General features: G+C 35.3%; 18 protein-coding genes, 3 pseudogenes and 1 riboswitch. Of the genes and pseudogenes, 10 read left to right on the forward strand and 11 right to left on the reverse strand.

Features of this window, described 5'->3' with window-relative positions; genetic code table 11:
• Positions 1 to 873: 873 nt before the first annotated feature.
• Positions 874 to 2,088, forward strand: a complete 1,215-nt coding sequence (locus JN080_RS22685; protein ID WP_256238257.1) for an N-acetylmuramoyl-L-alanine amidase family protein — start codon at positions 874 to 876, stop codon at positions 2,086 to 2,088.
• Positions 2,089 to 2,398: 310 nt separating this feature from the next.
• Here JN080_RS22685 and JN080_RS22690 read toward each other — a convergent pair whose 3' ends face one another.
• Together JN080_RS22690 and JN080_RS22695 are read right to left on the reverse strand one after the other, a co-directional pair.
• Positions 2,399 to 2,554 carry a hypothetical protein gene (locus JN080_RS22690; protein ID WP_256238258.1) on the reverse strand — a complete coding sequence of 52 codons (156 nt, stop codon included), beginning with the start codon at positions 2,552 to 2,554 and terminating at the stop codon, positions 2,399 to 2,401.
• Positions 2,555 to 3,963: 1,409 nt separating this feature from the next.
• The gene (locus JN080_RS22695; RefSeq protein ID WP_256238259.1) at positions 3,964 to 4,365 is read right to left on the reverse strand and encodes a MarR family winged helix-turn-helix transcriptional regulator; all 402 of its coding nucleotides are present in this window, start codon (positions 4,363 to 4,365) and stop codon (positions 3,964 to 3,966) included.
• Positions 4,366 to 4,498: 133 nt separating this feature from the next.
• Between JN080_RS22695 and sat the strand changes: the two genes are divergently transcribed.
• The 7 genes and pseudogenes from sat (at position 4,499) to JN080_RS22730 (ending at position 11,917) form a co-directional block, all read left to right on the forward strand.
• The gene (gene sat / locus JN080_RS22700; RefSeq protein WP_256238260.1) at positions 4,499 to 5,668 is read left to right on the forward strand and encodes a sulfate adenylyltransferase; all 1,170 of its coding nucleotides are present in this window, start codon (positions 4,499 to 4,501) and stop codon (positions 5,666 to 5,668) included.
• A 104-nt stretch (positions 5,669 to 5,772) separates the two neighbouring features.
• Positions 5,773 to 6,668 (forward strand): annotated as a pseudogene (cysK, locus tag JN080_RS22705) (cysteine synthase A).
• Between the two features lie 63 nt (positions 6,669 to 6,731).
• On the forward strand, positions 6,732 to 7,550 hold the full coding sequence (gene menB / locus JN080_RS22710) for a 1,4-dihydroxy-2-naphthoyl-CoA synthase (protein WP_256238261.1): 819 nt from the start codon (positions 6,732 to 6,734) through the stop codon (positions 7,548 to 7,550).
• A gap of 476 nt (positions 7,551 to 8,026) precedes the next feature.
• A complete protein-coding gene (locus tag JN080_RS22715; RefSeq protein ID WP_256238262.1) occupies positions 8,027 to 8,776 on the forward strand; it encodes a hypothetical protein in 750 nt (249 codons plus the stop codon).
• An 886-nt stretch (positions 8,777 to 9,662) separates the two neighbouring features.
• A pseudogene (locus JN080_RS22720) lies at positions 9,663 to 10,169 on the forward strand (tyrosine-type recombinase/integrase); the annotation flags it as partial.
• A gap of 293 nt (positions 10,170 to 10,462) precedes the next feature.
• Positions 10,463 to 10,540: riboswitch (cyclic di-GMP riboswitch) on the forward strand.
• A 26-nt stretch (positions 10,541 to 10,566) separates the two neighbouring features.
• Complete coding sequence (locus JN080_RS22725; RefSeq protein WP_256238263.1) at positions 10,567 to 10,752, forward strand: aspartyl-phosphate phosphatase Spo0E family protein; 186 nt, start codon at positions 10,567 to 10,569, stop codon at positions 10,750 to 10,752.
• 196 nt (positions 10,753 to 10,948) lie between these two features.
• Positions 10,949 to 11,917: an FTR1 family iron permease gene (locus JN080_RS22730; protein ID WP_256238264.1), complete on the forward strand. Its 969-nt coding sequence runs from the start codon at positions 10,949 to 10,951 to the stop codon at positions 11,915 to 11,917.
• Between the two features lie 210 nt (positions 11,918 to 12,127).
• On the opposite strand, the gene JN080_RS22735 is transcribed toward JN080_RS22730, so the two are convergent.
• Together JN080_RS22735 and JN080_RS22740 are read right to left on the reverse strand one after the other, a co-directional pair.
• Entirely contained in the window at positions 12,128 to 12,328 is a 201-nt protein-coding gene (locus JN080_RS22735; protein WP_256238265.1) for a hypothetical protein, read from the reverse strand.
• Between the two features lie 145 nt (positions 12,329 to 12,473).
• Complete coding sequence (locus JN080_RS22740) at positions 12,474 to 12,902, reverse strand: cell wall hydrolase (protein ID WP_256238266.1); 429 nt, start codon at positions 12,900 to 12,902, stop codon at positions 12,474 to 12,476.
• 260 nt (positions 12,903 to 13,162) lie between these two features.
• On the opposite strand from JN080_RS22740, the gene JN080_RS22745 reads away from it, so the two are divergent.
• Positions 13,163 to 13,255, forward strand: a complete 93-nt coding sequence (locus JN080_RS22745) for a DUF6366 family protein (RefSeq protein WP_375141737.1) — start codon at positions 13,163 to 13,165, stop codon at positions 13,253 to 13,255.
• Positions 13,256 to 13,429: 174 nt separating this feature from the next.
• Here JN080_RS22745 and JN080_RS22750 read toward each other — a convergent pair whose 3' ends face one another.
• The 7 genes and pseudogenes from JN080_RS22750 to JN080_RS22780 all read right to left on the reverse strand — a co-directional run bounded on the left by JN080_RS22750 (position 13,430) and on the right by JN080_RS22780 (position 16,015).
• Complete coding sequence (locus JN080_RS22750) at positions 13,430 to 13,555, reverse strand: hypothetical protein (protein WP_256238267.1); 126 nt, start codon at positions 13,553 to 13,555, stop codon at positions 13,430 to 13,432.
• 149 nt (positions 13,556 to 13,704) lie between these two features.
• Positions 13,705 to 14,100 (reverse strand): MarR family winged helix-turn-helix transcriptional regulator, encoded by a 396-nt coding sequence (locus tag JN080_RS22755; RefSeq protein WP_256238268.1) that lies wholly within the window; start codon positions 14,098 to 14,100, stop codon positions 13,705 to 13,707.
• Between the two features lie 71 nt (positions 14,101 to 14,171).
• A complete protein-coding gene (locus JN080_RS22760) occupies positions 14,172 to 14,360 on the reverse strand; it encodes a hypothetical protein (RefSeq protein ID WP_256238270.1) in 189 nt (62 codons plus the stop codon).
• A 127-nt stretch (positions 14,361 to 14,487) separates the two neighbouring features.
• A complete protein-coding gene (locus tag JN080_RS22765) occupies positions 14,488 to 14,760 on the reverse strand; it encodes a hypothetical protein (RefSeq protein WP_256238271.1) in 273 nt (90 codons plus the stop codon).
• 89 nt (positions 14,761 to 14,849) lie between these two features.
• Positions 14,850 to 15,005, reverse strand: a complete 156-nt coding sequence (locus JN080_RS22770) for a DUF1540 domain-containing protein (RefSeq protein WP_256238272.1) — start codon at positions 15,003 to 15,005, stop codon at positions 14,850 to 14,852.
• A gap of 501 nt (positions 15,006 to 15,506) precedes the next feature.
• Positions 15,507 to 15,902 (reverse strand): annotated as a pseudogene (locus JN080_RS22775) (IS3 family transposase); the annotation flags it as partial.
• Positions 15,857 to 16,015 (reverse strand): transposase, encoded by a 159-nt coding sequence (locus JN080_RS22780; RefSeq protein WP_256238273.1) that lies wholly within the window; start codon positions 16,013 to 16,015, stop codon positions 15,857 to 15,859. The gene JN080_RS22780 and the pseudogene JN080_RS22775, both read right to left, overlap by 46 nt.
• Positions 16,016 to 16,403: 388 nt before the next feature.
• Between JN080_RS22780 and JN080_RS22785 the strand changes: the two genes are divergently transcribed.
• Entirely contained in the window at positions 16,404 to 16,643 is a 240-nt protein-coding gene (locus JN080_RS22785; RefSeq protein WP_375141738.1) for a hypothetical protein, read from the forward strand.
• Positions 16,644 to 16,753 lie beyond the last annotated feature (110 nt).

The following is a 16,753-nucleotide window of genomic DNA, read 5'->3' on the forward strand; positions in this document are numbered from 1 at the left end:
TTTTGTAAAAAATGCTCTATAAACAAGTTGAAAGGTACAAATACATCAAAAAAAAACCGCAAGGGCAATGCGGTACAAAAACTTCAAGGAATCTGACTAAGTAATATACACACTTAATAAAAAGTATGCCTTAAAAAAACTTTGGTTAACCATGGTTCCAAAATTCTAACAGGGATATCGAAAATGAAGCCAGACAATCCCCTTTCAAAGTAATAGAAAGAATGATACTGCGTATTTGAACTTATTATGCTTTTTATCTTTTCTCTTAGACCTTCTTTTCTTAGTACTAAATGAATGAAGAAAGTATAAAATTTTAAATTAAAGTAGTTATAGCAATTCCCAGGCTTCTGAGCTATCTTGAAGTCACCACTTTTAACAAGAATTTTATCTATTTTAAGATTAAACGTTTATTTGTTTAAAGGGATATTAATAGAATAAAACCAATTAAAAAAATCGGAGAGAAATACAGAAATTCCTGAAATTTTAAAAGATGTCGTTTTGTTGTGGTGTTATCCAGGCCTCCGCATCCTTTTCCAGCCGAATAGGATATACTAAAGAAATCACTCGAACAAAACACAAGTTTTGTTGCGAATTACTAATAAATCTTCAATCGGGGTAAAATGAAAAATTCATTACTTTACTGCTTTATTAATTAACCTTATGTTTTTTGAGTTATTTGGTTCATTTTATTCTTTTTTCGTATTAAATCACCTTTTGAATTCTAATGGTGAATTTTGAATCTAATTTCAAACGCTATATCTGGTAGTAACTCAATCTGACTAAATCGACAAAAAGAAATTTTAATTAGATTATATTTTAATAGAAACCTGACCATACTATTTTTGCAGTTTAAAATAGATGGAGGTTATTAAATTGATAATACTCAGAATAAAAAATTCAAGAATAAGTAAATTACTTTCCATTATCTGCATTATGACATTACCTTTTATTCAACCTGAAAAAGATCAACCGGCTTATGCAAACGCCTCTTCTACACAGGGGACGGTTATTGCAACCGATCTTAATGTCCGGAAAGCTGCAGACAGTTCAAGTAAGATCATTGGCCTAGCTCATAAAGAAGACACTTTTGAAATCATTCAGACTCAGAATGGCTGGGATCAAATTTTACTATCAAATAACCAAACTGGGTGGGTTAATGATGCTTACATAATAACTGCTGAAGATACCGAAGCAATCGTCGTAGCTCCTGTTTTGAACATACGTGAAGAGCCTGGGCTATCTAGTCAAGTTGTAGGCCAATTAAAATCAGGAGAAAAAATCACCATCCATGAAGAACAAGGTGAATGGGCCAAAATTGTATCTCCTTCTGGTGTTAGCGGGTGGGTGAACGAATATTACATCACTAAAAATACACCTAGCAAACATCAAACTCAACCTGTTGGCCCGACATCAAAGACAACACCCAGTCATACAACAGATAAAAACAGTATGACCCAATCAAGGAATTCAACCAGTACGTCAGGTACACAAATGACGACCCAATCCATTAATACAGTTCTTAAGCAAAATAGTCAGGAGCCTCTTAAAGGGAAAACCATTGTGCTTGATCCAGGACATGGTGGGAAAGATGATGGAACAACAAGCTATGTTGGAACTCATGAAAAAACTTTAACCTTAGAAACAGCTCAAATTGTTAAACAAAAGCTAAAAAATGCAGGTGCCAATGTCATTATGACTCGGACCAACGATACTTTTATTCCTTTACAACAAAGGGCAGAAATATCCAACAAAAACCATGCGGATGCTTTTATAAGTTTTCATTACAATTGGTCAAACGACACATCGGTAAATGGTGTGACTGATTTTTACTATCAAAAATCGAAAGATAACGAATTAGCTTCGGATGTTTTAAATGAGGTTGTCAAAGCAACGAAATTAAATAACATTGGAACAAGATTCGACGACTTGAGTGTTTTACGAAACAACTTACAACCAAGTACCCTAATTGAACTTGGTTTCCTTTCTAGTAAAAAAGATGATCCTGTTGTTGAAAGCTCTACTTACCGTGAAAACGTAGCTAAAGGGGTTTACCTCGGATTGCTCGATTACTTTTCAAACAAGAAATAAGCAACTTTGGAACCGGAGATATTCTAAAGACTCACTTTGAATGGACCGGAAAAGGGCTCAGCAACTTTGCCGAGCCCTTTTTAAATATTTAATTTAAAATAGAGGTTTTCTGCCAAAAAAATAGAGCATACTAGCTCCCGTTTAATATCAGCTCCACCTACGCTGAATACCGTGATGGACACACTTACCATCCAACCCATTGTCATTATATTGGATAAGCGTTAAATAAGAACAAACAAGGTATTAACAATTTATGAAGATGTTATTAAAAGTAACATTCTTTTGATTGATCTGTTTTATGAGTTTTAGTTCAATGTTCCGAATAAGGCATTTTTTCTATTTCTGAAATATGGACTAGTTCAATATGGTGTTTACTTCCTTTTTCCTTTAATTCACAATAATCGCTGGTGTACCTAAAAATAATAACGTACTCTTTTCCATGAAATAAAACGTGATCGCCTACCATTTTGTATCACCTCATTTTTATTTACATACGAATACGGATAACAGGACAAAAAAGGACGGCTATTATAATAAGCCGTCTTTGTGAGCAGTAATTACATGACTTGACAGTAATTCTATTATAATAGAAATTTTCAAATAATTCTATTAATTTTATGTAAAATACAGGAAAAAACTATTAAATTATAGTTTTATTTATGACTCCCTTTAGTTTTTTGTGCTTTTTTGTCCTTTTTTATTAATTCTTGTACCTTTTCAAGACTAACATTCTATTGGTGAATTTTGAATCCAGAAACAAAATAAGGGCATACTAGCTCCCTAGTACCAGCCCCACCTACGCTGAATACCATGATGGACACACGTACCATCTGCCCCAATTTAATCATAAATGAAATCGCTTACATACGCAAATTATTTGCTCATGAAGGAAAAGGGAACATGTTAAGTCCTAGTGCAATTCCTTTCGACGAATGGATACCTCTTTCTAGACGTATAGAATTGCCCTGTATTGCAGCCTGATGGGTATTTGCCTAATTGTGTTATACAAAAGTGTTATACAAAGGAGTCCTTATGAAGAATAGGGATTTTTCCAAGTAATCCTTAGACTTACGAAATATAATAATTATGGGTCATAAGGTAAGACCATTCTTTCTTGAATAATTTGTACGGATTTAGAAAAGGACAGCTTGAGGGGAATACGATCCTGCACCAGAAGACGAAGAATAGTAAGGGGCTACACATGTTTTTCGCTGTTGTCCCTGTTTATCTTTGGGTTTCTGTAACTGCATGGACCCTTGTGGCAATGATTTTCTTAAAACAAGTTGTAAGCATTTTCACTTTCTCTTGCCGCTTGATAAAGGTACCCAGTGTAATCGCTTCAAATGCATGCGGTTAGAAAAGCATTTGAGGAAATTCCCGCAAAATGTTGTAGAACCAACCTTCCTTAATTTTATATTGATAATTATATCGTAGTACGATATAATTTTGAGTGTAAACCACCACCGATTCCTAGTGTTTCTTGGAATAGGGCATATGCAAGTAAAACATAAGAGGAATGATTGACAAGGGAGGAACGAAAATGCATTGGTTTAACTCTTCAGTTATCATCTTTTTTGCTGCAACCGCTTTTGACCTTGTGATTTACCAATCAATTGAAATTTTCCACGCTTTCATGCATGTTATTCAGAATAGACAATAGTTAATTTTGTATTTTTACAAATATTTTAAATGCAATCAGTGTTAAGCCAAATGAAAAATAGCAAAAAAACCCCTTTAAAGGGGCATTAGCTGGAATATAATCTTGTCTTTTCACCCGAATGTCAAACACTTCTTGTATGCGTTAGATACATGAATCATCCTAACACCAATTGACAAGTATTCTAATATGGAAATATATTACTGGATAGAAGTGTATTATTCATTTACATCGAATTTTTTTAAGAATTTTATACGATTAATTTCTTCGAGATGGGCTTCTGATAACCTCTCCAATATTTCTTTTCCTTTCTGAGTTACTTCAACAAGGACACTACGCCCATCTTCTGGATTCTTTCTTCGAGTAACGAAACCCAATTGTTCACACCGATCTATTAAGCCAACACATGCATGATGTGTGATTTGTAATCGTTCCGATAGCTCCCGAGGAGTTGCAAAGTCTTTTTCTGGAAGTCCCATGATTGCGAGTAGCAGCTGATGCTGTTGAGGTGTAAGTCCAAGTTCCCGAGCTGCGGTTTCACTAAAGTTAAGAAATTTACGCAATTGATACCTAAACTCTGACAAGAATATATAAACATCTTTCGACATCGTCGTCTTCATAAGTAATCAACCTTTCCTTTTTATATTGATAAATATATCTTAACACGATATACTTTTTAAGTGTAATCACTTCTATTTTGATGAATTTTCTCGGAATTATTCATTTTACTATTTTCACTAGGAGGAAAAAAGGATGGTTCTTAGTTTACCACATGGAGGAAAATTAATTGACCAAATTGTAAGGGATTCAATAGAAAAAGCACGATTAGTAAAAGAAGCTCAATCTATGGTTAAAATTACTATCGATTCTGCTAATTTAAACGATATTCAATGTATTGGCATTGGGGCATTTTCTCCACTTAATGGTTTTATGCAGGAAGAAGATTATTTGAGTGTTGTCACAAACATGAGGTTAAAATCTAACTTAATTTGGAGTATACCTGTTACGTTAGCCGTTACGGAAGAACAAAGCCAATCAATTCGTTTAGATGATACTGTAGCACTTGAGACAGAAGACGGAAAAATTCATGCGGTGTTAAAAGTACTGGATAAATATAAACCAGATAAAAAACTGGAAGCACAAAATGTATATAAAACAACTGATATTACTCATCCAGGGGTCAAAAGGATTATGGAACGTCCTAATGTATATCTAGGAGGAGAAATCAAAGTTCTTAATGAACCAACTGGAGAGCCATTCCAACCCTTTTTCTTTAAACCAAGTGAAACAAGAGAACTTTTTCAGAAAAAAGGTTGGAAAACAGTCGTCGGCTTCCAAACTAGAAACCCAGTCCATAGAGCCCACGAATATATCCAGAAAACAGCTTTGGAAGTTGTTGACGGACTGTTTCTTAATCCTCTAGTGGGAGAAACGAAATCAGACGACATCCCAGCTGATATTAGAATGGAAAGCTATCAAGTATTGTTAAAAAATTATTATCCATCTAATCGAAGTATGCTGGGAATTTTTCCAGCTGCAATGCGGTATGCAGGTCCGAGGGAGGCTGTGTACCATGCGATGATACGTAAAAATTATGGATGTACCCACTTTATTGTTGGCCGTGACCACGCAGGGGTTGGAAATTACTATGGAACGTACGAAGCGCAAGAAATTTTCAGTCAGTTTACTAAGCAAGAATTAGGAATTGAGCTTTTCTTTTTTGAACACAGTTTTTATTGTAAAAAATGTGAGGGAATGGCTTCTCATAAAACATGTCCACATGGTGATAACGATCGTATTATTCTTTCAGGAACCAAGGTAAGAAAAATGTTGGCAAAGGGAATTATGCCTCCTCCAGAGTTTTCTCGTCCAGAAGTAGTCAAGGTTTTAATTAATGGATTAAAACAAAAACACCACGCCTAAACCCAAAAAAATTATAGGAGGTTTTAGCAATGGAAAAAAAATATAATACGGGTAGCCAATTACAATAAAGGATTGGCTCAGCCCCACTAGTTTAGCTCAATAGAATAGTCGTTTCAGAGAGTGCCAATGTTTATTTAAAATTAGAATACTATACCCTGGGAGTAGTGTAAAAGATTGTATCGGGCTAGCCATGATTGAAGCACCTGAACAAAACGGTGATCTAAAACCAGGAGATATCATTATTGAGCCAACAAGTGGCAAAACGGTATTGGATTAGCTATGGTCGCTGCGGCAAAAGGTTATAAGATTGTTGTTTTGATGCCAGAAACAATGAGCTTGGAACGCCGAAATTTGTTGTATGCCTACGAAGCTCAGTTAATTCCTATTCCCGGTGCTGAAGAGATGAAAGGGGCAATTAAAAGGGCAGAGAAATTTTATAGATAAAGGATACTTTATGCCTTAGCATTTTGAAAATATGGCAAATCCAAAGGTTCATCGTGATACAACAGGGACTGAACTGGTTGAACAAGGAGAAACAATTGGTGGTATTGATGCTTTTGTTTCGGGGGTTGAAACAGGCGGCACGATTTCAGATGCAGGACCTGTACTAAAGGAAAAATATCCGAATATTAAGATTGTTGCTGTGGAACCAGCTACTTCCGCTATTCTTTCAGGTGGAAATCCTGGTCCCTATAAAATTCAAGGTTTAGGTGAAGGTTTTATCCCCAAGACTCTAAACACCTCAGCTTATGATAAGGATATTACTGTTGAAGATCAGCAGGCTTTTGAAACTTCACGGAATGTCGCAAAAATGGAAGGAATACTTGGTGGCATTTCTTCAGGTGCAGCCATTTATGCTGCCTTACAACTAGCTAAAAGAATGGGTAAAGGGAAAAATATCGTGGCCATCATTCCAAGTAACGGAGAAAGGTACTTGAGCACACCTTTATATCAATTGAAGAAAACAACTAAAGGCAAAACCAAACCAATCCTTTTTTAAGAAATTTACCTTTCGAAAGGGAGTGGTTTGGTACTAACTTGAAAACAAGAAAGGATGATTAAAATGGAAATAGAATGGAAAACGGTAAAGATTTATGATGAAATCTTGTTTGAAACATGCCAAGGAATTGCTAAGATTACTATTAATCGCCCTCATGTACATAATGCTTTTACACCTAAGACTGTTGTTGAAATGATTGATGCTTTTTCAAGAGCAAGAGATGATTCTAATATTGGTGTTATTATTCTTACAGGTGCAGGAGACAAAGCTTTTTGTTCTGGTGGGGATCAAACGGTTCGGGGTCATGGGGGTTATGTCGGTGAAGATCAGATTCCACGGTTAAATGTCTTGGACCTTCAAAGACTAATACGTTTTATTCCGAAACCTGTTATAGCAATGGTCAATGGATTTGCAATTGGCGGTGGTCATGTTCTACATATAATATGCGATCTAACAATAGCTTCCGAAAATGCCATCTTCGGACAAACAGGGCCAAAAGTGGGAAGTTTTGATGCTGGATATGGAGCAGGTTACTTAGCACGAATCATAGGTCATAAGAAGGCTCGTGAAATTTGGTACTTATGTCGTCAATACAGCGCGAAGGATGCGCTGGAAATGGGACTTGTTAACTCAGTTGTTCCTCTTGATCAACTTGAAGAAGAAACAATCAAATGGTCGAATGAAGTATTACAAAAAAGCGCAACAGCTATTCGTTTTTTAAAAGCATCTTTTAATGCCGATACCGATGGTTTGGCGGGCCTTCAACAATTAGGTGGAGATGCAACATTACTCTACTATACTACAGATGAAGCAAAAGAAGGAAGAGATGCTTTTAAAGAAAAAAGAATTCCGGAATTCAAAAAATTCCCGAAATTTCCTTAATTGAAGGCTATAAAAGAAGTAGATCCCTCAGCAAAAGCAGATGATTTCTTCGATATGTAAAAAAGGGTACCCCAAAATTGAGGTGCCTTTTTTAACGCATTTAAAGGTATATTTTAGACATTTCAAACTTTCAGGTATTAAAACATTACTTTATAAAAATAACAGCTAAATTGGCCCGTCTTTGCAGGTAATCCACCGCTTGCTGCGATACCTGTCTCAAGGAATCGGCTTTTTTGATTTTACTAAACAAAGTGTCATACCTTTAACAAACACTCTACCTAACTTACATTCGATAAATAAAAGATTTGTTGGTTTTTTTTCCAATAAGATAATAATCGAAGTCGAATTGGTAATCAGAAGTTCACTCTATTACATAAGGGGCAGATATAACCAAATATTCAAGTGTTCTAGGCATAAATCTAATCAGCAAATTTCCTTTTACATATAATATGGAAGTTTTGAGGAGGGATAATCAAATGGATAACTACAATTTGGAACCGTTGATTGGAAAAGAAATACAAGTTAATAACCATGGTCCCAATTCCCTATTCGGGAAATTGTTACATGTCGGCTCTGACTTTCTAGTGATTAACGTAAAAGATGATGGTGTTGTATACACAAATATAAGACATGTCACAAATATCAGTTTGAAAATGATGATTGAGGAGCCAAATACAGAAGAACAACAAACTTCATTCATTACTGCAGATAACTTTGCACAACTTTTGGAAAAATTAAAATATTCATTCTTACAGGTGAATCGGGGTCCTGAAGCAATTTTAGGGATGCTTTTGGAAACGCATAACGATTGGATTACTCTATCTGATACTATGCAATCATTATTTGTTATCCCAACTTTCCATATTAAATTAGTTACCATGGGTAGCGAAAGTCAATTAAATAATCTAAAGGCTGAAGGTGAAGAAAATAAACAAAGTGAATCTAGTAGTCAGACCAATGAAAACAACGATTCAGAACGAGAAGATAATCAGGAAACTCCGAATACTGACTCAGAACCTACTGAAGATAACCAGGAAACTCTGAATGCTGACTCAGAACCTACTGAAGATTATCAGAAAAGGTTAGAAGAGGAAAAAAGCATCAGTGAAGATTCATCCAGTTCACTACTAAAACTAGCACGGAGTAACTCAGTACCGCCAGGAACAAGGGTAAAACTACCACCGTTAGATCCAAAACCACCAAAACCAAAACCGCCAAAGCCCTAACTAGTGCTATAAGTAAAAACAGAATCAACCAGGTATACCGATATTTGATAACATATTTTCACACCACCAAGGTTCACAATTTCCTGATCCTTACATACTCCCTGCTCCAGTCCACTCTTCAGGCATATATACTTCGGAGTAACGTATACCTCAGCACGTTATAAGGTACGTTGACGACGCAGCTGGTAACTTCCTAGAGAGCTGTTTTATATTAACTGAGAATGAATATAATAGAGGTTTTGTTACATTCACCATATATGTTATATTTTATCCTTTTTTGTAAATTTCGGTTTTTTATTTTAATCTCTGAAAATACCGGTTATCCGTTACTAAACGGGATACAGCTAATACCTGTTAAACATTTACCCATTCCGTTTTATGCTAAATGCATATATTATATGGCATTTACCTTCTTTTGGTAAAACATAGGGCAGACTTTCAATCTGTCTTTTTTTCTGTGGGGAAATAATTGATGGTTTCATAGCAAAAAAAATGTAGAGGAGAATCGATGGTGAATCATATTTTTTATTATCCTCATTACTACCCTATCCCCCCTCAATGGAAAAATTGGAATAATGATTGGAACAATCATAACAGGAATAATCCTGGCCATCATTGCGGGAATAACAATTAGAGATTCGAGGGAAGAGGAACAGGTCTATAACTGAATGTAACATAAATGATATTAAGTTACATTCAGTATCCTTTAAAATCTTGGAATTAGCCAAAACCCTTATGAAATGTAACTTTACAAAAAATAAGTTACATTCATTTCATTGAAAATATTGGTATCATTCGTTCGGTTTTTTTGAATGTATCATAAAGAGAAATATGTTACATTCAAACTAATGACGATTTTTTCAAAGGGAAAAAGGGGGATAGTGACATGCGGACTAAAAAAGATGAAATAAAGGATGTACAACCCATCAGAGATTATGAAAAGATCACGGATATGAAGTGGTCCCTCAAACGATTTTGCGAGAAACGGGATTACATCCTTTTTCTTTTTGGAATCAATACAGGTCTTGTGATTTATTAAAGCTAAAGGTGAATAGCGTTCTTCCAACCAGTCACGGGCAAATTCATTTGGAGCTGTTAAAGCCCCGGACGATCTATTTAGATAACATCTATGAGGAACTGAATGAGTATATACAGTCTCTGAACGGCATAGAATAGCTTTTTCTAAGCCGAAAGGGGTACCAAACCGATTTCACGGATCCAGGCCTACAGGCGGCTCAATAAGGCTGCCGAGATGGTGGATATAGAGGATGGAATTGGAACGCATACTCTGAGGAAAACCTTTGGTTATTGGCATTATAAATAGTTCAGGGATGTGGCGGAGCTGCAGAAGATTTTAAATCATTCTCACCCGGAGATTACACTAAAATATGTAAGTACTTTGTGTGCTGTTAGGTTAACCCCTGACGGTCTTTTTTTGTTTATAAGGGATTTTTACCTGATAAACAACAAAAAGGACAGGGGCCCAAGCCAATGTACCTTATGACATGCTGAGATATGCGTTACTCCAAAGTATATATGCCTGAAGAATGGACAGACGGATAGGGTGTAGAGAATGATCTGACTGATTACAAATGTAACCCCGTGACTAGGCCTTGTAGTTAATGTTGACCATAGTTGGAATTAAAAACTACTTTATAGTATCCAATTTTATTTGTTAGAATTATTGAAAGATTAAGGGAATTGTTAATAGGACGCAAAGCTACAGTTCTAAGGTTTTTAAACTATGACGGCTGAATTGCCTAAAATTATTTTTTTTGGGAGGCTCGATTATGGCCGTTTTAGCTGATGAAGAAGAACTGGATGATAATGATTTAAATGAACTCATTGAAAAGTTAAGAAAAAAAATGATTTCAGTCGGGATGTCTAAAGGACTTACTTCTCAAGAAACAATTAATCTTAGTCGGAAACTTGATAATTTATTAAATCTGCAAAGACTGCGATCGACTGTTAAATAAACATATTTTGATAATGAGTGGATAGTCTCAAAAGGGGGAGTAAATGCTCCTTCTTTTTTATTGCTAAGACAAATATTGTGAATTTTTAATAGATTAAAAATTATCTTGACGAAAAAAAAGAAACCAGTGTACAATTTAATCATCATAATTGAGAAGGATTATCATTATCATTTACATAAAGGGGAGTAAATTTCTTATGTTGAAGAAATTCTTTAATCTTAAGGTCTTACTTATTACGGTATCAGTACTAGTGGTAATAGGAGTTGTTGTATGGCAGGGTGTATATTTTCAAGGAAACCCAGATCCAACTGCAAACAATATAACTCCGGGAGCAGCCATACTTAATACTGCTATTCTTGTTTTCAGGGAAGGATTAGAAGCTATATTAGTGTTAGCAGCCATTATTTCTGGTTTAGTTCGTAAAAAACAAGATACTTTATGGAAACCTATCTCATTTGGTGCTGGTGTTTCCTTTTTAGCTGTAATAGCCACTTGGTTTATTGTTGTAGCCATAATTTCTTCTGTAAATACTTCCGAATTAAACATTCAAGCTTTTACGGGAATTTTAGCCGTAGTTGTTTTACTTATTATTATGAATTGGTTCTTTCATAAAATTTATTGGACTGGTTGGATAAAACTCCATAATCAAAGGAAACAGAAAATCACTTCTAATAGTGGGGAAGTGGTAGAAGCTGCTACTTTTTGGTCACTTTTCTTAGTCGGTTTAACATCTGTCTATCGAGAAGGATTTGAAGTTGTTCTTTTCCTTCAAAACCTAAGATTAAAAGTAGGTTCCGAAATTATTCTCCAAGGAGCCTTGATTGGTTTAGCATTGACAATGATTGTAGGTGTCCTAACCTTTCTAGCTCAACGAAAATTACCTCATAAAAAAATGTTGGTATTTACAGGAGTTCTTTTAGTAATCATTCTAGCTGTAATGGTTGGTGAAACTGTTCAAGAAATGCAATTAGCTGGATGGATGAGCACAACTACAATTAAAAATCTTTATATTCCTGATTGGGCTCAAGTCTGGTTCTGTATTTTCCCAACAGTAGAGACTTTATCTTTCCAAGCACTAGCTGTTATTTACGTATTAGGCTCTTACTTCGCACAGCGTTATTTAACAAAAAGAAAAGCAATTAAACAAAAAATAATTGCAGCTTAAAAAAATTGGGGCAGTTATTTATGTTTTAGGCTCTTGTTTCGCTGCACATTATATTTCGAAGAGAAAAGCAATGAATAAAAAATTAAGTACTACCAGCAGAGGAGTAGACCGATAGGTTTACTCTTTTTTTGAGTATAAAAAAAGAATGCACTGGCTTAACACCAGTACGTTCATAGCAAAAATTATCATAAACAAAAAAAGGGGTCATTATCAAAATGTCCATGAAAAATAGGTAAATTCTCCTGATGGTAATCGCTTATCATCAATAATTATATGCTTATACAGTTTGCAAACTACACTTTTCATTTCTTCAGGAGAATTAGCTATTATGACAGCCTGTTCTTCCTGACCATTCCCCTTGATTGTTACATGGTATCTCTTTCTTCTTCTCATTTGTTGTAAGTATTCCATTTAATATCGACCTCCCAAACCCTTGATAGAGATAATCAATATTAAATACCCATTTAGCAAGACTTTTAAACAAAAGGAATTCGTTAAGTATTGACAATTATGTTACATAAAAAAAGTCACCCTCAGAGGTGACTTAACACAGTAATTAAAATGTCGAATAAACACTTTCACAGGTTTGGCCTGTCGGCTGGTAAAAACAGTGTTCCTTAAAACGAGAGACAAACGGCTGTCCGTACCATTCTCCGGGGCAACCACCGGGTGGTTTAAAATACCATAAACTATATTTAGCCGGCCAAAACCATTGCCCATTAATTACTTTACGAGCTAAACGCCTTTCTTTTTCCCGTGGTGCCTGATAAAAATAGCCATGTATAACGGCTTCAAACGCATGGGGCTGATAAATCATTTGCGGAATGGTGCGTAGCCCTTTAAAATCAGAACAATTTGCACGAAGCCGGTTAATTCCTACATTTCCTACTAGCAGCTCTCCCATCGGCCCTTCACCCTCGGCTTCAGCTCTAAGCAATCTGGCCATTAAGTTAACATCTGACGCACTTGCTCTCACAACCGCCATTAAGCACCTCCATTATTGTTCACCAATATATATTCCCGAATGGTTGTATGTTGACATGATTTTTAACTTCCTGCCAAGCCCTTAGCGTATAAAAACTTTAAAATGTGCGTGCTACCCCATCTAGGAAGGTCAAATGTAACTTAATATACGTTTTGTTACATTGGATAATTTTCAAATCTTTGTTTGTTAAGCTAACGTGGAAGAATAGTTCAACAAGTATTAGGAAATATGTGGTAATTTGTATTAAAGGGGGAATTTGAATGAGTGATAAAGAAACTCCAGAGCTACAAAGAGAAAAATTAAGACAACAAGAATTAAAAAACAATCCAACATTCAACTTGAACGACTTTTAACAGAGCGAACCTCAAAAATTAAGCCCTATTTTTGGGGTTCGCTGAGTTCGTTTTCTGCTTTGCAGGAACGGTTCTATTCTACACGTTCATTAATGTTTAGCTTGATGGACATGGGGTACTCCCCTTCTATGATTAATGTTATTGGCGTGTTTTTTGCTCACACTCATTTTTAAATTATTTTAACTGATTTTTATGGTGAATTAAATTCATAATTGCATGTACAATTTCGATGGATTGGAAGGACATTAAAGAAAGAGCTGTGAGGGAAAAGAATCCTATAATAACAAGACGGATCCACATGTTGTATTCCTCCTTTTTCATAAGTTCATCAACACCTATTAGAAGTATAGATAGTAAAACATTTGTATCGTGATACGATATAAATGTCAAGAAGCAAGCCCGCTGCTTCAATCCTTCAAATAATACTTGTCGAATTTTGAAATATTTCATCAGGATTCATATTCCCTTAAAAATTTAATACGCTTTATTTCCTCAATATGAATCTTCGATAATTTCTCCATCTTTTCCATTCCAAGGTTACTTAATTCCACTAGAACACTTCTTCCATCTTCGGGATTAGGCTTTCTGTAGACTAGACCTTGTTTTTCAGAGCGGTCAATCAATTCAACACAAGCATGGTGAGTAATCATCAACCGCTCAGATATTTCCCGTGGAGTTGCTGAATCCTTTTCCGGAAAGCCGATTATTGTCAACAATAACTGATGTTGTTGTGGTGTTATACCGAGATCCTTCGCAGCCGATTCACTAAAATTAATAAATTTCCTTAATTGGTATCTATATTCGGATAAAAAAACATACAAGTCTTTAGGCAATATGATACTCATAACCTAATCTTCCTTCTCCTTAAAATGTTATTTTCATTGTCTAGTTTATCATAGGATGAGAATGGATCGGATTAACGTTTATTTTCCATCAATTCCTCTTCGTTAGAGTATGTTAAAACTTTGCCAATTTTCTTAGCGTTTTTAAGAAAATTACTTCCGACAGATAACGGAGTACCTCTAAATGTCCCATGAACTGTAATCACTTCTACATCTTGGCCTACGAGACTATAAACGAGATCACGAAAATCTATGTGGTCCATTCTTTTCCCCTCCTTTTATATGTTGATTTATTAACGGTTTGACCCCTTGATTGGACGACAAAAAATTCAACACGTCCCTTCTTTATTAGTTAATGTGCAGAAGTAGAAAAAGAAATGGACAAGTATCTCAGAGTAATTGCGGATTTATCTTAAAAAAGCTGCTGGCTCCGGAGGATAAAGGTGAATATTTTATCAAGACAATATATAGAATGTTTATTCGGAATGTCGGACGTAAAAAATGGATCGGATAAACATCAAAAAGGACCCCTAAAAATTTAGGAATCCCCGCAAATTCTTCACCGGAACGCAGTCTAATACTTTCAGCTTCAATTGCACTACCTAATTTGCGTTCGTTCTGTATAATTGTATAGATATCGTTTAGTCCATTGACTTTTCTCATTATTGTCAAAACTCCGTGATAATAATTTTCATTATTGTCAAAACTAACAAATGGATAAGGCAACCAATGATAGCTGCCTTTGGATGGAATTAAATTTTTGGTTCAAAAGTTTTGCAATCCGTTTCTTCAGAAGTAGATGCATTTGCTCCCATTCGGTTAACAACATAAATGGAGGAAGCATTGCATAGATTTCCTGCTGCCCAATAGTTACAGTTATTTACTTCGCACTTTACATCTTTCGCCATCTTTGTCACCTCCTTCTTTTTAGTTTGTCCAAAAAAAGATAATTTTGAACATAAGATGAGTTTATGCCTAATTTATATCGTGGATGTTGTGTATATCGTATACATGCTTAGTTAACATAACATTATCGGTACTGAAAAAGGATCTTCCAACCGAAGATCTTTTTTAGTACTGATAGTTAACTTATTTTGCATAGAATATTCACCACTACATAAGGTTTGTATTATTTTTCGATAGATGGAAATTACATAATTGAGGAATTATGTGGAAACGGGTATGAGTGTAGAAAAAGTTATATTTCTATATATCAGCGATTTTCGTTAATAATGGTGATTCGAAAATATCCTCAGGAGAAGGAAGGTTTTGTTTCGTCAATCTTATTCCAACACTCGCATATGCAGCATTTACGAATGTTGAACAGACGTATCTTCCTTTTTCAACATCGTTATTAGGAATATGAAATACATACCTTAGAAACTGATCTATGGATTGTCAACATCAAACTAGACAACTTTTTTAAGGTGTGTAAGTTTGTATTCAATCGGGCTTAAATAGTCTAGCGTACCGTGAATACGAAGAAGATTAAACCAATGTATATAATCATGTAACTCACGTGTCAGATCTTCCAGTGAATCAAAAGAACGTCCTTTGACAAACTCTGTTTTAATGATTTTGAACGTGGCTTCAGCTACTGCATTATCATAGGGGCATCCTTTCATACTGAGGGAACGTTTTATCTTAAAAGTCTCTAGGGCTTCATCAATCAGTTTGTTTTTAAACTCATTTCCACGGTCTGTATGGAAAAGCTGGATCTTATGGAGGTCTGCCTTAATAGAGGCGAGAGCCCGATAAACTAATAAGGCATCTTTGTTCTGACCAGTGCTGTACCCAATGATTTTGGTGTCAGATCGTACTCTCGAATGATATCCTTTCTTGGTTTGCCATTTAGATAAAGTTGCACCATCTGATTTTTAAATTCTTCTGTAAATGTTCTTCGCTCTCTTTTAGTCATCGTAGATTCTCCTCAAATATATTATCTGTAGTCTACTTGACCTTAAAATATCTGTCTAGATAAGTGTAGCCGATCCAAAAGTTGCCAATCGATGTGGCAGCTTTTGACTTTTCTATTTTTCTTCTTCTCCAACTGATCTTGTAATTTTGAGATTTTCTCCTCATATTTCTTCCGTATGGATGAAATCTCGGCATACATTTCTTTTGGTCTTTATCACTACGTTCCTTTGCCTCATTATGTAAAAAAGAAAGGTCCTTCTGATAAAACAAAGCTGGATACATTGGTAGATAAAACCAAACTTCTAAATGGAATCCCATTTTATTAAATTTACCCTATAATGATAGTGGTATAAGATATCATATTTTAAATTTAAGGTTTGGTGAAGATTGTGAAAATGATGTATTGGGAGCTTGCAAAGTGGGGAAGGGTAAAGGCAAAGTTCGATAAATTCCCAAATTCTACTGTAATTTTTAGGTTAATAAGCTCCTATTATTTTGTTTATACAGTTGATTGGTCGGAAATGGATCACGTTATAACGAGAGTGGATCTAGAGAAGGCGGAATTATTAATCAACAGGGAGTTGGGATTGGAAGAGGAATTTTTAAATCGTAAAGGTGCCAAAACTTGATAACGCTGCAATGGAAAGCTTCTTTCACCTACTTAAATGTGAAACAGTCCACCTAAACGATTACAATCCACCGATGGCGGTTGCTTTTTCAGAAATGGAGAAATATCATA

Origin of the sequence: Bacillus sp. EB600, from assembly GCF_024494385.1 — a bacterium.
Lineage (GTDB): Bacteria > Bacillota > Bacilli > Bacillales > Cytobacillaceae > JAEVLT01.

Excerpts from the sequence above, each read along its gene's own strand:
- JN080_RS22690 (WP_256238258.1), bottom strand. The coding sequence starts at position 2,554 with ATGGTAGGCGATCACGTTTTATTTCATGGAAAAGAGTACGTTATTATT.
- JN080_RS22695 (WP_256238259.1), bottom strand. The coding sequence starts at position 4,365 with ATGAAGACGACGATGTCGAAAGATGTTTATATATTCTTGTCAGAGTTT.
- sat (WP_256238260.1), top strand. The coding sequence starts at position 4,499 with ATGGTTCTTAGTTTACCACATGGAGGAAAATTAATTGACCAAATTGTA.
- menB (WP_256238261.1), top strand. The coding sequence starts at position 6,732 with ATGGAAATAGAATGGAAAACGGTAAAGATTTATGATGAAATCTTGTTT.
- JN080_RS22715 (WP_256238262.1), top strand. The coding sequence starts at position 8,027 with ATGGATAACTACAATTTGGAACCGTTGATTGGAAAAGAAATACAAGTT.
- JN080_RS22725 (WP_256238263.1), top strand. The coding sequence starts at position 10,567 with ATGGCCGTTTTAGCTGATGAAGAAGAACTGGATGATAATGATTTAAAT.
- JN080_RS22730 (WP_256238264.1), top strand. The coding sequence starts at position 10,949 with ATGTTGAAGAAATTCTTTAATCTTAAGGTCTTACTTATTACGGTATCA.
- JN080_RS22735 (WP_256238265.1), bottom strand. The coding sequence starts at position 12,328 with ATGGAATACTTACAACAAATGAGAAGAAGAAAGAGATACCATGTAACA.
- JN080_RS22740 (WP_256238266.1), bottom strand. The coding sequence starts at position 12,902 with ATGGCGGTTGTGAGAGCAAGTGCGTCAGATGTTAACTTAATGGCCAGA.
- JN080_RS22745 (WP_375141737.1), top strand. The coding sequence starts at position 13,163 with ATGAGTGATAAAGAAACTCCAGAGCTACAAAGAGAAAAATTAAGACAA.
- JN080_RS22750 (WP_256238267.1), bottom strand. The coding sequence starts at position 13,555 with ATGTGGATCCGTCTTGTTATTATAGGATTCTTTTCCCTCACAGCTCTT.
- JN080_RS22755 (WP_256238268.1), bottom strand. The coding sequence starts at position 14,100 with ATGAGTATCATATTGCCTAAAGACTTGTATGTTTTTTTATCCGAATAT.
- JN080_RS22760 (WP_256238270.1), bottom strand. The coding sequence starts at position 14,360 with ATGGACCACATAGATTTTCGTGATCTCGTTTATAGTCTCGTAGGCCAA.
- JN080_RS22765 (WP_256238271.1), bottom strand. The coding sequence starts at position 14,760 with ATGAGAAAAGTCAATGGACTAAACGATATCTATACAATTATACAGAAC.
- JN080_RS22770 (WP_256238272.1), bottom strand. The coding sequence starts at position 15,005 with ATGGCGAAAGATGTAAAGTGCGAAGTAAATAACTGTAACTATTGGGCA.
- JN080_RS22780 (WP_256238273.1), bottom strand. The coding sequence starts at position 16,015 with ATGACTAAAAGAGAGCGAAGAACATTTACAGAAGAATTTAAAAATCAG.